Below are 12,962 nucleotides of genomic sequence, written 5' to 3' on the forward strand. Positions count from 1 at the left end.
CGGTGGCGGCTCAGACGGGCGAGGCCACCACGCGCATCGGGGTCGCGATCGACATCCCGGAGCCGTGGGGAGCCCTGCTCACCCGGCGCCGGGCCGACGCCGGCGACCCGCAGGCGGCATACACGCCCGCGCACGTGACCCTGCTCGGCCCGACCGAGGTCGCGAGCGCGGCGCTGCCGGAGATCGAGAAGCACCTGGAGTCGGTCGCGTCGGCGCAGGATCCCTTCACGATCCACCTGCGTGGCACGGGCACGTTCCGGCCGATCACCGAGGTGGTCTTCGTGACGCTGGCCGTGGGGATCAGCGAGTGCGAGCTGCTCGCCGCCGCGATCACGGCCACAGACGGGGTCCACCGCGACACCCGGTTCCCGTACCACCCGCACGTGACCGTTGCCCAGGACGTGCCCGGCGATGCCCTGGACGCGGTCTTCGAAGACCTGTCCGAGTTCGACGCGCGCTTCCACGTGCCCGCCTTCACCCTGTTCTCGCACGACGTTGCGGGGGCGGGGGAGGGCCCGTGGCGCCGCCGCCGTGACTACCGCCTGGGCGGCCTGCGCTAAACACAGAACGTAATTGGGTACGGTCTGCGGCGTGAACGCCATCGACCGGGCGTACGCGGCGGTCGAGTCCCGGATTCTGGCGCTGCGAGTTCGCTCCAAGTATTTCGACCATTTCGCCCGTGCCTGGCTGCGCTACGAGCAGGTCCTCGGTGGCCGGCTCGCGGCCGCGATCGCGTACTACGGCTTCTTCGCGATCTTCGCACTCGTCCTGATCGGCTACTCGATCTTCGGGTTCCTGCTCAAGTCGAACACCGCGCTTTTCGACATCGTCCAGGAGTTCCTCGGCGATAACCTGCCGTTCCTCGACGTGGAGGCCATCCTCACCAGCGGCAAGACCGTCGGGATCGTGGGCATCGTCGGCCTGGTCTTCACCGGCATCGGCTGGATCGAGGCGATCCGCTCGTCGCAGCGGCTGATCTGGCGGCTCAACGAGCAGCCCGGGTACATCGGCATCCGTCAGGTCGTGGATCTGCTCGTACTGATCGGCATCCTGTTGCTGCTGATCGTCACGGTGGCCGCCGTCTACGGGCTGGAGACGCTGCTGGAGTGGCTCACCGACGGCCGGGCCGGGTTCCTGCTCTCGCTGGTCAGCACGATCCTCACGCTGGGCCTGGACATGCTCCTGGCGGCGGCGTTACTGGCCGCGGTGCCCCGGCTGCGGATGACCGTACGCCGGATGGTGCCCCCGGTCCTGCAGGTCGGCATCGGCATCTACCTGCTCAACACCGTGGGCAAGTCGTTCGTCGGGCTGATCGAGCGCAATCCCGCGTACGGGCTGGTCGCCAGCGCCGTAGGCGTATTGTTCTACCTCTATGTCTTCAACCAGTTGCTGCTGTTCGGGGCGGCATGGGCGGCGACGAGCCCGCACGGCCGGGTCGTGGACCTGTCCGCCGACGATAAAACCGCCCCGGTCGGACAAAACACCTGGATCCGGCACGACCGCCCGGAATGATGAGGCCGTGGGCACTCTCGTGACGCTGCACCTGCCGCCGGACTCCCCGGTGGAGAACCTGCCGTGGATCATCACCATCGGCGCGCTGAACGACGACGAGGACTGGGAGCCGCTGGTCTGCGGCCCCTACGAGCGCCCGCACGCGCTCGCCCTGGCGCAGGCGGTCGTCGCGGACGAGGACCTCATGGCGGTGGTCGAGCCGCTGCTGCCGCTCGCCGACGCCGCCGCGATCCGCGCCGAGGTCGAGCTCGCGAAATCAGGCCTGGACGACGGCGCGAGCACCGACGACCTGGAAGCCGAGCACTTCGACGACGGACCGCGCCACACGACCCCGGGCCGCCCGCCCACCGGCGACGAGGTGCGCGCCGGCTTCGCCCGGATCGCCGCGAAACTGACCTCAGCGGACCAATGAGTCCTGCGGCCCGCGAGCTGACCTCAGCGGACCAGTAGCGCCCGCAGGCCCGCGAGGTAGGCCTCCTTGTCGGGGGAGCCTGTCAGGACCACCTGCACCGCATAGCCGGGCATGAGGGCGAACAGTACGGCGGCCACGGCGTCCGGATCGGAGCCGGCCGCCACCTCGCCCCGCACGACGGCCCGCTCGGCCAGCTTCGTGAACAACGCGCGCATCTCGTGGAAGCGGTCGCGCACGATTGCGCCGATACCCGGGTCGAGCGTTGCCTCGGACCAGACCTGCAGGCCCATGGGGAAGTTGCCGCCGGGCCGCGCCTGCTCGTCGATCACGTCGACCACCCGGCCCATCGCCTCGATCAGGCTCAGCGTCTCGTCCTCGGCGACCGCGTGCAGCCGCAGGACCAGGCTGCCCGCGACGGTCTCGGAGATCGCGTTGATGATCTCGTCCTTGGATCTGAAGTAGCGGTAGACCGCGCCGACCGACAGCCCGGCCTCCTGGATCAGGTCCTGCATGGTCGTGTTGTGCACGCCCTTGCGCATGAAGCAGGCGCGGGCGGCGACCAGGATCTGCTCCCGGCGGGCATTCAGGTGGTCTTCCGAGACGCGGGGCACGTCACCACTCTAAAACGAACGCTCGTTCTTGACAGTATCGGTCGCGGCGTGGACCCTGAAACCAATAAAGAACGAGTGTTCGTTTTAGGAGTACATGATGTCGAGGCTCCACCCGGTGCGGCTCGCCTTGCTCGTCGCGCTCGCTGCCGTGGCACTGCAGGTGCTGCTCGTCCCCCTCTTCGTCGGACCCGCGTCCCACATCGAGCCCCGCGACCTGCCCATCGCCGTGGCCGGCCCCCAACCCGCGGCCGGTCAACTGGCCGCCAAGCTGACGGCTGCGCGGCCCGGCGCCTTCGACGTGCGGGTGGTCGCCGATGCCGACGCCGCGATCCGCGACCGCGACGTGTACGGCGCCGTGGTGCTCGGCGACGCCGGCCCCTCGCTGCACATCGCCACCGCGGCGAGCCCGACCGTGGCGACGCTGCTCACCCAGGCCACCGCCGAGCTCGGCCAGGGCGCACCCGTGCCCGTCGTGGACGTCGTCCCGACCGACCCGGACGACCCGCGCGGTGCCGCCTTCGGCGCGGCGTTCCTGCCCATGGCGATCACCGCGATGCTCGCCGGGGTACTGACGTTCTTCCTGGTCAGGCGGGCGGCGGCGCGGGTGCTGGCGATCGGGGCGTTCGCGGTGCTCGGCGGGTTCGCGGGTGCGGCCGTGCAGCGGTTCTGGCTGGGGACGCTGCCCGGTGACTATCTGGCGGTCGCCGCCGGGATCGGGCTCTTCGCGCTGGCTTTGTCCGCCGCGGTTGCGGGGCTCGGGGCGCTGATCGGGCGGGCCGGGCTCGGGGTCGGCGCGGTGACGTTCTTCCTCGTGGGCAACGCGCTCTCCGGGGTCAATGCGGCGCCGGAGTTGCTGCCGCAGCCGTGGGGTGCCGTCGGGCAGTTCCTGCCGATCGGGGCGGGGGCCACGGTGCTGCGCTCCGATGCGTACTTCGGCGGGCGGGGTGCCGGGATGCAGGTTGCTGTGCTCTCGGCGTACGCCATCGTGGGTCTGATCCTTGTCCTGAGCGGTAGGGGCGGTCTGAGCCGGACCGGCTCCGCGGAATCGTGACGGGCATACTGGGCCTGTGGTGCTCAACCGGCGGTGGTCCGCCTTCCTGATCGCGGTCGGCGTGTGGAGCTGGCTGATCTGGCCCCGCTTCGGGCTGGCCATCTGGAAGGACGACCGCGCGTTCAGCGACGGGGCCCCGACCGCGTTCCTCTGGGTGCACGCGTTGTTGATCACGGCGTCGCTGGTCATCGGCACGGTCGTGGGGGTGCTCGGCGTGCGCGGGTGGCGGGCCGCGGCGACGACACGCCGTGTTACCGAAGATTCAGCGGCTGTCGGCGCGGGTTCGCCGAAAGATTAACGGCGCGTTACGCGAGAAACGGGCAATTCCCTACCTTCTCCCGGTTACCCATCGTTCAGCGTGTCGTGCGGTTGCGGCCAGATAACAGTGCGCCAACGGTCCGGCGCGATTTCCGGACGCCGCCGTGGCCTGCGGCTACGCTCCCGGCTGTGATGCACCGCGCGTAGTCGGTGCGCTGTGGAAGGAGGGCGTGTTGCGCCCAGTAACTGGTCAGCGAATCGTTGCGATTCTCGCGGCGGGTGGGCTGACGCTCGCCGCCGCGGCCTGTGGCGACGCCCCTGAGGACACTCCGAGTGGTTCCGGCGCGAGCGCTGCGGCGGCATACAAGGCATGCATGGTCACGGACACCGGCGGCATCGACGACCGGTCGTTCAACGCCTCCGCGTGGGCGGGCATGCAGGCTGCCAAGGAAGCCGCCAGCAACGTCGACCCGAAGTACGTGGCGTCGACCGCCGAGGCTGACTACGAGCCCAACCTGCGCCAGTTCGTGACGCAGAAGTGCAACTTCATCCTCGCGGTCGGTGGCCTCATGGGTGACGCGACGAAGGCTGTCGCGGCGACCGCCACGGACTCGCAGTTCGGCATCGTCGACAGCAGCATCGCGGACGCCAAGAACGTCTACCCGATGCAGTTCGCCACCGACGAGGCCGCGTTCCTCGCGGGCTACCTCGCCGCGGGCTACTCCAAGACGGGCAAGGTCGCCACGTACGGCGGCCTGGCGATCCCGCCGGTCACCGTCTTCATGGACGGCTTCGCCGACGGTGTGGCCTACTACAACACCCAGAAGAGCAAGAACGTCCAGGTGCTCGGCTGGGACAAGGCCAAGCAGAACGGCACCATCGCCGGCAACTTCGGCGACCAGGCCAAGGGCAAGTCGATCACGAGCACGTTCGTCGCCCAGGGCGCCGACGTGATCATGCCGGTCGCCGGCGGCACCGGCCTGGGCACCGCGGACGTCGCCAAGGCGTCCGGCGGCAAGGTCTCGGTCATCTGGGTCGACCAGGACGGCTGCAAGAGTGCCGAGCAGTACTGCGACGTGTTCCTGACCACGGTCGTCAAGAACATCACCGACGCCGTGAAGCAGGCCGTCACCGACGGCGCGCAGGGCAAGACCCTGGGCTCGACCCCGGGCTACCTGGGCACGCTGGAGAACGACGGCGTCTCGCTCGCGCCGTACAACCAGTTCGACAGCAAGGTCGACGCCGGTCTCAAGGCCGAGATCGACAAGCTGAAGGCGGACATCATCGCGGGCACCGTGAAGGTCGAGTCGGCCAACGCGCCGAAGTGACCCACCGGGAGACCGAGTAGTTTCCGGCCGCCGCGCAGTCACGTCGTGACCTGCGCGGCGGCTCTGCTCCGGGCTGTTATAACGTCCCTCGCGTTATCCACCATCTCGTCTGCAGGAGATTCCGCTGAGACTCGAGCTGCGCGGCATCACCAAGCGCTTCGGCGACCTGGTGGCCAACGACCACATCGACCTCACCGTCGAACCGGGTGAGGTCCACGCCCTGCTCGGCGAGAACGGGGCCGGCAAGTCCACCCTCATGAACCAGCTCTACGGCCTGCTCCAGCCGGACGAGGGCGAGATCCTCGTCGACGGTGAGGCGCGCACCTTCCGCAGCCCCCGCGACGCGATCGCCGCCGGCATCGGCATGGTCCACCAGCATTTCATGCTCGTGCCCGTCTTCACCGTCGCGGAGAACATCGCGCTCGGTGCCGAGAAGACCCGCGCCGGCTTCCTCGACCGCCGCCGGGCCCGCCGCGAGGTTCTCGAGGTCTCCGCACGGTACGGGCTGCCGGTCGACCCGGACGCCGTCGTCGAGAACCTGCCCGTCGGCGCCCAGCAGCGGGTCGAGATCGTCAAGGCGCTCACCCGCGACGTCGACCTGCTGATCCTGGACGAGCCGACCGCGGTGCTCACCCCGCAGGAGACCGAGGAACTGCTCGCCGTCATGCGGGGGCTCTGCGACGCGGGCAAGTCCATCGTCTTCATCACCCACAAGCTCAAAGAGGTCAAGGCCATCGCCGACCGGATCACGGTCATCCGGCGCGGGCAGACCGTCGGCACGGCGAGCCCGGACACCCCCGAGGACGAGCTGGCCGCCCTCATGGTCGGCCGCGCGGTCACCCTCGAGGTCAGCAAGGAGCACGCCAAGCCCGGTCGCGAGGTGCTCACGATCGCCGGCCTGTGCGTGGACGACGACCGGGGCGTGCGCGCCGTGGACGGCGTCGACCTGGAGATCCGCGCCGGTGAGGTGCTCGGCATCGCGGGTGTGCAGGGCAACGGGCAGACCGAGCTGGTCGAGGCCGTGATGGGGCTGCGCGAGGCGCTCACCGGCACGATCAAGGTCGACAACGAGGACCTGACCGGCATGACCACCAAGCAGATCCTGCGCTCCGGCATCGGCTACGTGCCCGAGGACCGCAGCCTCGACGGCGTGGTCAAGGAGTTCTCCGTCGCCGAGAACCTCGTCCTCGACCAGTACGACCGGCCGCCGTACGGCAACGCGTTCCGGCTCAACCCGGCCGCCATCGACGCCGCCGCCCGCGAGCGCGTCGAGCAGTTCGACATCCGTACGTCCTCACCCGGCTCCGCGGTGAGCACGCTCTCGGGCGGCAACCAGCAGAAGGTCGTCGTGGCGCGGGAGATGTCGCGGCCGCTGCGGCTGTTCATCGCCGCCCAGCCGACCCGGGGCGTGGACGTCGGCTCGATCGAGTTCATCCACGGCCGCATCGTGCACGAGCGCGACGTCGGCACCGCGGTTCTCGTGGTCTCGAGCGAGCTGGACGAGGTGGTCGCGCTCGCCGACCGGATCGCGGTCATGTACCGCGGCCGGATCCTGGCGATCGTCCCGCCTACGACGCCGCGCGAGGAGCTGGGCCTGCTGATGGCCGGCATCACCGGGCCGAACGCTGCGTCTGTGGCGCCCGCGGCCGGTTCTGAAGACAAGGGGACGAAGTGAGCACCGACGGACCGGTCGACGCGCCAGTCGCAGAGGCCGCACCTCCGCCCCCCGCGGCGCCGCCCAAGGAAGAATCCGATTCCTTCCTGAGCCACTTCCTGCACAACCTGTGGGCGGCCAACACGGTCACTGTGACGCTGCTCTCGATCGTGCTCGCCGCGATCGTCGGCGCGGTCCTGATCGTCCTGTCCGACCCGGCGGTGCTGGACACGTTCAGCTACATCACCGCCCGTCCCAGCGACGCGTTCACCAGCAGCTGGACGGTGGTCAGCAACGCGTACGCCGACCTGTTCAAGGGCGCGATCGTCGACCCCTCCACGATCACGGCCTGGGCGAACGGCAGCGGCACCTGGCGGCAGGTGTTCTTCCCGATCTCCGAGACCCTCACGTACGCCGCCCCGCTGGTCTTCACCGGCCTGTCGGTGGCGCTGGCGTTCCGCGGCGGCCTGTTCAACATCGGCGGCCAGGGCCAGGCGATCATCGGCACGATCACGGCCGGGCTGGCGGGCTTCCTGCTGCCGCTGCCGCCGGTGATCCACCTGATCGCCGCGCTGGCGGCGGGCGCGCTCGGCGGCATGCTCTGGGGCTTCGTGCCGGGCATTCTCAAGGCCCGCACCGGTGCCCACGAGGTCATCGTGACGATCATGCTGAACTACACGGCCAACCTGTTCCTGAGCTGGCTGATCCTGCAGAAGGGCATCCAGCAGCCCGGCCGCAGCGACGCGATCAGCAAGACCGTGGACAGCTCGGCGACGCTCCCGTCGTTCGGCGGTGAGCTGCGGGCCAACCTCGGCATCGTGCTCGCCGTGCTCGCCACCGCCGGGGTCGCGTGGCTGCTCAACCGCTCGGCGTTCGGGTTCGAGCTGCGTGCGGTCGGCGCCAACCCGCCTGCCGCGCGTACGGCCGGTATGAGCGTCGCCAAGACGTACACGCTTCTGATGATGACCGCGGGTGGCCTGGCCGGGCTCGGTGGCGCCACCCAGGTCCTCGGCACCGCGCACGCGCTGACCACCCAGGTGGCCGGCAACATCGGCTTCGACGGCCTGCTGGTCGCCCTGCTGGGGCGCAACCGCCCGTGGGGCACGCTGGCGGCTGCTCTGCTCTTCGGCGCACTGCGCGCCGGCGGTAACCGTATGCAGTCGTACTCCGGTATCTCCCTGGAGCTGGTAACCGTGCTCCAGGCACTCATCGTCATCTTCATCGCCGCCCCGGCGCTGGTGAAGACGATCTTCCACCTCCGGGCAGCCCGCACCGCGCGGCTCGGTGCCTCGATGGCGAAGGGCTGGTGACCGGGGTGTCCACGGCGACAGTGCAGGAAGCGCCCGTGACCGTGGCGCCGGCCAGGTTCATGGACCGCCAGCGGCGCCTGGGCGTCGGCGTGACCCTGATCGGCCTGGTGGCGGCGATCCTCTTCGGAGCGCTGGCCCCCTCGCAGACCGCACGCTTCACGCTCAGCGAGGACGCGCAGGGTGCCGCGCTGTCCATCAACGGGCAGTTCGGCGCGATCCTGTTCGGCGTCATCGCGATCGCAGCCGGCGCGGTGCTGCTCGCCGGGCTGCTGCGGCGGTACCAGACCACGATCCTGGTGCTGGGCATCCTCGCGTTCGTCCTGTCGTTCCTGTGCTGGCAGGTGGCCGGGAAGTTCCTGCCGCTGGTCGACACGGTCAGCGGCAGCCTCGAGCTCGCCGTGCCGCTGATCCTGGGCGCGCTCGCGGGTGTGCTCGGGGAACGCTCCGGCGTGGTCAACGTCGCGATCGAGGGCCAGTTCCTGATGGGCGCGTTCTTCGCGGCGCTGGTCGGCACGATGGCCACCAGCGTCTGGGCCGGGCTGTTCAGCGCGGCCCTCGGCGGCGTGCTCATCGCGGCGATCCTGGCCGTGCTCGCGATCCGGTTCCTCGTCGACCAGGTGGTCGTCGGCATCGTGCTCAACCTGCTCGCGCTCGGCATCACGGGGTTCCTCTACGAGCGGCTGATGCAGCCCGACGCGCAGTCGTACAACGAGCCCCCGAAGATGCCCGAGTGGCGCATTCCGGGCCTCGCCGACATCCCCGTGGTCGGCCCGGTGCTCTTCGACACCAACCTGCTGGTCTGGCTCGCGCTGATCCTGGTCTTCGCGCTGCACTTCGGCCTGACCCGCTCCCGCTGGGGCCTGCGCACCCGGGCTGTCGGCGAGCACCCCACCGCCGCCGACACGGTGGGCATCCGGGTCCGCGGCCTGCGTTACCTGAACGTCCTGATCGGCGGGGTCATCGCCGGTGCCGGTGGGGCGTACTTCACGCTGGTCTCCACGGGCAGCTTCAACAAGAACATGACGGCGGGCGCGGGCTTCATCGCCCTGGCCGCCCTCATTTTCGGCCGGTGGACGCCGTTCGGTGCGCTCGGCGCGGCCCTGTTCTTCGGGTTCGCGCAGAAACTCGCGACCTACCTCAGCGTCGCCGGGAGCCCGGTGCCGAGCCAGTTCCTGAACATGCTGCCGTACCTCGCGACGATCGTGGCAGTGGCCGGGCTCGTCGGCCGGGTCCGTGGCCCGGCTGCTGCCGGGCAGCCCTACGTGAAGAGCTAGTAGCCGTTAAGGGGAGCCCGTCCGGTCCGGACGGGCGGTCAGGCACAATCGGCGCATGGAGATCGACTGGGGATCACTGCGGGCCGCGGCCATCGAGGCCATGCGTCACGCGTACGCGCCCTACTCCGACTTTCCCGTCGGGGTGGCCGCACTGGTGGACGACGGCCGGGTGATCGTCGGCTGCAACGTCGAGAACGCGTCCTACGGCATCGGGCTGTGCGCCGAGTGCGGGCTGGTCAGCTCGTTGCACGCGACGGGCGGGGGCCGGCTCGTGGCCGTCTCCTGCGTCGACGCCAACGGGCAGCCGCTGATGCCGTGCGGGCGCTGCCGTCAGCTGCTCTACGAGCACGGCGGCCCCGAGTGCCTCGTCGAGCTGCTGCCCCGGCCGCTGACCATGGCTGAGCTGCTGCCGCACGCGTTCGGCCCCGCTGACATCGAGAAGGTCACCGGGCCGTCCGCCGTGCCGGCCGTGCCCGCCCAGCTCGCCAAGTGGCGCGGGCGCGGCACCGTGTTCGTGCACCCGGACCTCTCCGGTGGCGAGCAGGTCTGGACGGGTTACTGGGAACGCTCCGGTGGCAGCCCGGACGAGACCGACGCGGACAAGGGCGTCCTCGAGGAGGGCCCCAACTTCGCGACCGCGACCGCGGCGGTGACCTGGGGGCGTACGCGTACCTCCCGGATCGTCGTGGTCGACGCAGCCGGCGCGCTGTCCTGGGCCGGCGAGGGAGAACCGCCGGAAGGCATCGGTACCAAGTGGGAAGAGCAGTCCTCATGAGCGAGTTCGCGGCCGTCGACGTCATCCGGGCGAAGCGGGACGGGCACGTGCTGTCCGACGCGCAGATCGACTGGGTGCTCGACGCCTATACGAAGGGTGTCGTCGCCGACGAGCAGATGTCCGCGCTGGCCATGGCCATCCTGTTGCGCGGCATGACGCCCGGTGAGATCGCCCGCTGGACGGCGGCCATGATCGCCAGCGGCGAGCGGCTGGACCTGTCCGCCGTGCCGCGCCCGACCGTGGACAAGCACTCCACCGGCGGTGTCGGCGACAAGATCACCCTGCCGCTGACCCCGCTGGTCGCCGCGTGCGGCGCCGCCGTCCCGCAGCTGTCCGGCCGCGGGCTCGGCCACACCGGCGGCACGCTCGACAAGCTCGAGTCGATCCCCGGCTGGCGCGCCAAGCTCAGCAACGACGAGTTCGTGCGCCAGCTCAGCGACGTCGGCGCGGTGATCTGCGCGGCCGGCGAGGGCCTGGCCCCGGCCGACCGCAAGCTGTACGCCCTGCGCGACGTCACCGGCACCGTCGAGGCCATCCCGCTGATCGCCAGCTCGATCATGAGCAAGAAGATCGCCGAGGGCACCGGCGCGCTGATCCTCGACGTGAAGGTCGGCACCGGCGCCTTCATGAAGGACGAGAACGACGCCCGGGAGCTCGCCCGGACCATGGTCGAGCTCGGCAAGGCACACGGCGTGAAGACCGTCGCCCTGCTCACCGACATGAACACCCCGCTCGGCCTGGCCGTCGGCAACGCCATCGAGGTGGCCGAGTCGCTGGAGGTGCTCGCCGGCGGCGGCCCCTCCGACGTGGTCGCGCTGACCGTGGCGCTGGCCCGGGAGATGCTCGACGCCGCGGGCATCGACGCCGACCCGGCCAAGGTCCTCGAGTCGGGCGCTGCCATGGACACGTGGCGCGCGATGATCCGGGCGCAGGGCGGCGACCCGGACGCGCCGCTGCCCGGCGCCCGTGAGACCGAGGTGCTGCGGGCCACGGAGGACGGCGTGGTCGGCTCGCTGGACGCGCTCGGCATCGGACTGGCCGCGTGGCGTCTCGGTGCCGGACGGGCCCGTAAGGAGGATCCGGTGAGCTTCGGCGCCGGTGTGCTCCTCAAGAAGCGGCCCGGCGATGCGGTGCGCGCTGGTGACGTGCTGCTCGAGCTGCGTACCGATGATGAAAGCAGGATCCCCGCGGCCCTGGCGGACGCGCAGCGGGCCGTGACGATCTCGCAGGGCGTGCCCACCCATGGGCGGTTGCTGATCGACCGCATAGCCTGAGCGGTCATGAAGGCCGCCCCCGACCCCAGGGCGGTGCGCGACGCCAGCCTCGACGAGCTGGAACGCCTCGCACTGCCGTTGCCACCGCCGTCGTTCCCGCTCGTCTGGGAGCCCGGTGACGAGGTGGAGCTGCGCCCGACGGGCGAGCTCGAGGCGCGGGCGGCCGTCCTGCACGTGGTCGTCGCCCGCTGCTTCGGCATGCCGACCGAGGCCGCGATGAGCTGGCTGCTCAACTCCAAGCTGGTCGACTTCGTCACCCCGCCCGAGTGGCAGTTCGTCGCCGGGGCCAAGGGTGACCATCGCTCGTTCGTGCTGCACCACGACGCCGTCTTCGCGCTCTCCTGGCTGCTCGGGCTCAGCGGTCACCTCGACGCGACCGCGCCGCCGGAGGAACGGATGATGAGCCAGATGCCGGATCTGCCGGCCGGCGAGCTGTTCAACGCCTGGCGGTCGCGGGCACTGGTCGCACCCCGCGACGCCACGGACGCCGTGGTGCTGCTCGATCTCTACTACTGCCTCGACTGGGCCTTCCAGGAAGCCGAGAAGCTGGGCGTGGAGCTGCCCGGCGAGGTCGACAGCAACGCGATCGGGCAGCGCCGCTGGGCCCTCGAATGGGCGGTCACCTTCACGGGGCCCTATCACGAGGACCCTCCCGAATGGGAAGAAGTAGACCTTTCGGTCTAGGCAGACTGATAGAGCGTTACATCGACTGCAGCGGTCACTTTCCGGGCCGTCATGCCTTCCAGGGGTACGTGTCGCGCGCTCGGGGTCATCCCGACCAGGGTGCGGGTCTCGGCAGCCGTCAGATCGAGCGTACGGCGATGGGTCGCACCGCCGACGACGGTGAACGCTGCCCCCAGTGACTCGGCGACCCGGTCGGCCTTCCCCGGGTCCACCCGGAGCAGGTTGTGGGCGGCGATCAGCTCCGCCAGGTGATCCGGGGCGGGGGTGACGACCGCCAGCAGGCCACCGGGGCGCAGGACCCGGCGGAACTCCGGGCCGTTACGTGGGGCGAAGACGTTGAGGATCAGCGCGACCGACGCGTCGGCGAGGGGGAGCGGGCCCCACAGGTCGGCCAGGGCAGCCCCGGCCCGCGGGTGGGCGCGGGCGGCTCGGCGCAGGGCGGGCTTGGAGACGTCGATGCCGAGACCGGCGGCGTCCGACAGGGTGTCGAGGACCTTCGCGAGGTAGCGGCCGGTTCCCGTGCCGGCGTCGAGGATCAGGCCGGGCTCCGGGCGTACCCCCTCCTGAAGTGCCTCTGTGATGAAGTCGTAGTGGCCCTTCTCCAGGAAGGCGTCGCGATCCGCGATCATCTCGGCGGTGTCGCCGGAATGAGGCGAGCGGCCTGTGGTGAGGTTCACGTATCCCTGCCGGGCGACATCGAAGGCATGACCCCGGGGGCAGCGCAGCGAGCGCTCATCGGGCATCGACAGTGTTTCGCCACACACTGGGCATGTCAGGTACGGCAGTGCTCCGTCGATCATTAGCTGCTTCCCTCTAGCA

The 12,962-nt window shown here is 70.3% G+C and carries 14 protein-coding genes; 12 read left to right on the forward strand and 2 right to left on the reverse strand.

Annotated features, from left to right (window positions below; translation table 11 throughout):
- Window positions 1-2 precede the first annotated feature (2 nt).
- The 3 genes from Aco04nite_RS29935 to Aco04nite_RS29945 are packed head-to-tail and all read left to right on the forward strand — an operon-like array spanning window position 3 to window position 1,924.
- Window positions 3-560 (forward strand): 2'-5' RNA ligase family protein, encoded by a 558-nt coding sequence (locus tag Aco04nite_RS29935; RefSeq protein WP_244876393.1) that lies wholly within the window; start codon window positions 3-5, stop codon window positions 558-560.
- A 31-nt stretch (window positions 561-591) separates the two neighbouring features.
- A complete protein-coding gene (locus Aco04nite_RS29940) occupies window positions 592-1,512 on the forward strand; it encodes a YihY/virulence factor BrkB family protein (protein ID WP_213000570.1) in 921 nt (306 codons plus the stop codon).
- Window positions 1,513-1,519: 7 nt separating this feature from the next.
- On the forward strand, window positions 1,520-1,924 hold the full coding sequence (locus Aco04nite_RS29945) for a hypothetical protein (RefSeq protein ID WP_213000571.1): 405 nt from the start codon (window positions 1,520-1,522) through the stop codon (window positions 1,922-1,924).
- A gap of 23 nt (window positions 1,925-1,947) precedes the next feature.
- On the opposite strand, the gene Aco04nite_RS29950 is transcribed toward Aco04nite_RS29945, so the two are convergent.
- A complete protein-coding gene (locus Aco04nite_RS29950; RefSeq protein ID WP_213000572.1) occupies window positions 1,948-2,535 on the reverse strand; it encodes a TetR/AcrR family transcriptional regulator in 588 nt (195 codons plus the stop codon).
- A 97-nt stretch (window positions 2,536-2,632) separates the two neighbouring features.
- On the opposite strand from Aco04nite_RS29950, the gene Aco04nite_RS29955 reads away from it, so the two are divergent.
- The 9 genes from Aco04nite_RS29955 (at window position 2,633) to Aco04nite_RS29995 (ending at window position 12,143) form a co-directional block, all read left to right on the forward strand.
- Window positions 2,633-3,586, forward strand: coding sequence for a hypothetical protein (locus tag Aco04nite_RS29955; RefSeq protein ID WP_213000573.1), 954 nt, complete (start codon window positions 2,633-2,635; stop codon window positions 3,584-3,586).
- A 16-nt stretch (window positions 3,587-3,602) separates the two neighbouring features.
- A complete protein-coding gene (locus Aco04nite_RS29960; RefSeq protein WP_244876394.1) occupies window positions 3,603-3,884 on the forward strand; it encodes an SCO4848 family membrane protein in 282 nt (93 codons plus the stop codon).
- A gap of 193 nt (window positions 3,885-4,077) precedes the next feature.
- Window positions 4,078-5,172, forward strand: coding sequence for a BMP family lipoprotein (locus Aco04nite_RS29965; RefSeq protein ID WP_213000574.1), 1,095 nt, complete (start codon window positions 4,078-4,080; stop codon window positions 5,170-5,172).
- A 169-nt stretch (window positions 5,173-5,341) separates the two neighbouring features.
- Window positions 5,342-6,847 carry an ABC transporter ATP-binding protein gene (locus Aco04nite_RS29970; RefSeq protein WP_308161703.1) on the forward strand — a complete coding sequence of 502 codons (1,506 nt, stop codon included), beginning with the start codon at window positions 5,342-5,344 and terminating at the stop codon, window positions 6,845-6,847.
- Window positions 6,844-8,136 carry an ABC transporter permease gene (locus Aco04nite_RS29975; protein ID WP_213000575.1) on the forward strand — a complete coding sequence of 431 codons (1,293 nt, stop codon included), beginning with the start codon at window positions 6,844-6,846 and terminating at the stop codon, window positions 8,134-8,136. Before Aco04nite_RS29970 ends, Aco04nite_RS29975 begins: the two co-directional genes overlap by 4 nt.
- Window positions 8,137-8,141: 5 nt before the next feature.
- On the forward strand, window positions 8,142-9,410 hold the full coding sequence (locus Aco04nite_RS29980; RefSeq protein ID WP_438874951.1) for an ABC transporter permease: 1,269 nt from the start codon (window positions 8,142-8,144) through the stop codon (window positions 9,408-9,410).
- A 55-nt stretch (window positions 9,411-9,465) separates the two neighbouring features.
- On the forward strand, window positions 9,466-10,185 hold the full coding sequence (locus tag Aco04nite_RS29985) for a cytidine deaminase (protein WP_213000576.1): 720 nt from the start codon (window positions 9,466-9,468) through the stop codon (window positions 10,183-10,185).
- Window positions 10,182-11,459, forward strand: a complete 1,278-nt coding sequence (locus tag Aco04nite_RS29990) for a thymidine phosphorylase (RefSeq protein WP_213000577.1) — start codon at window positions 10,182-10,184, stop codon at window positions 11,457-11,459. Before Aco04nite_RS29985 ends, Aco04nite_RS29990 begins: the two co-directional genes overlap by 4 nt.
- Window positions 11,460-11,465: 6 nt before the next feature.
- Window positions 11,466-12,143, forward strand: coding sequence for a DUF4272 domain-containing protein (locus Aco04nite_RS29995; RefSeq protein ID WP_203838291.1), 678 nt, complete (start codon window positions 11,466-11,468; stop codon window positions 12,141-12,143).
- Here Aco04nite_RS29995 and Aco04nite_RS30000 read toward each other — a convergent pair.
- Window positions 12,140-12,943, reverse strand: coding sequence for a putative RNA methyltransferase (locus tag Aco04nite_RS30000; RefSeq protein WP_213000578.1), 804 nt, complete (start codon window positions 12,941-12,943; stop codon window positions 12,140-12,142). The two genes, Aco04nite_RS29995 and Aco04nite_RS30000, sit on opposite strands and share 4 nt — an antisense overlap.
- Window positions 12,944-12,962 lie beyond the last annotated feature (19 nt).

It is taken from the genome of Winogradskya consettensis (genome assembly GCF_018332715.1).
GTDB lineage: Bacteria > Actinomycetota > Actinomycetes > Mycobacteriales > Micromonosporaceae > Actinoplanes > Actinoplanes consettensis.

Bases quoted from the DNA above. Each gene is read 5' to 3' on its own strand.
- Aco04nite_RS29955 (WP_213000573.1), top strand. From the start codon at position 2,633: ATGTCGAGGCTCCACCCGGTGCGGCTCGCCTTGCTCGTCGCGCTCGCT.
- Aco04nite_RS29985 (WP_213000576.1), top strand. From the start codon at position 9,466: ATGGAGATCGACTGGGGATCACTGCGGGCCGCGGCCATCGAGGCCATG.
- Aco04nite_RS29990 (WP_213000577.1), top strand. From the start codon at position 10,182: ATGAGCGAGTTCGCGGCCGTCGACGTCATCCGGGCGAAGCGGGACGGG.
- Aco04nite_RS29995 (WP_203838291.1), top strand. From the start codon at position 11,466: ATGAAGGCCGCCCCCGACCCCAGGGCGGTGCGCGACGCCAGCCTCGAC.
- Aco04nite_RS30000 (WP_213000578.1), bottom strand. From the start codon at position 12,943: ATGATCGACGGAGCACTGCCGTACCTGACATGCCCAGTGTGTGGCGAA.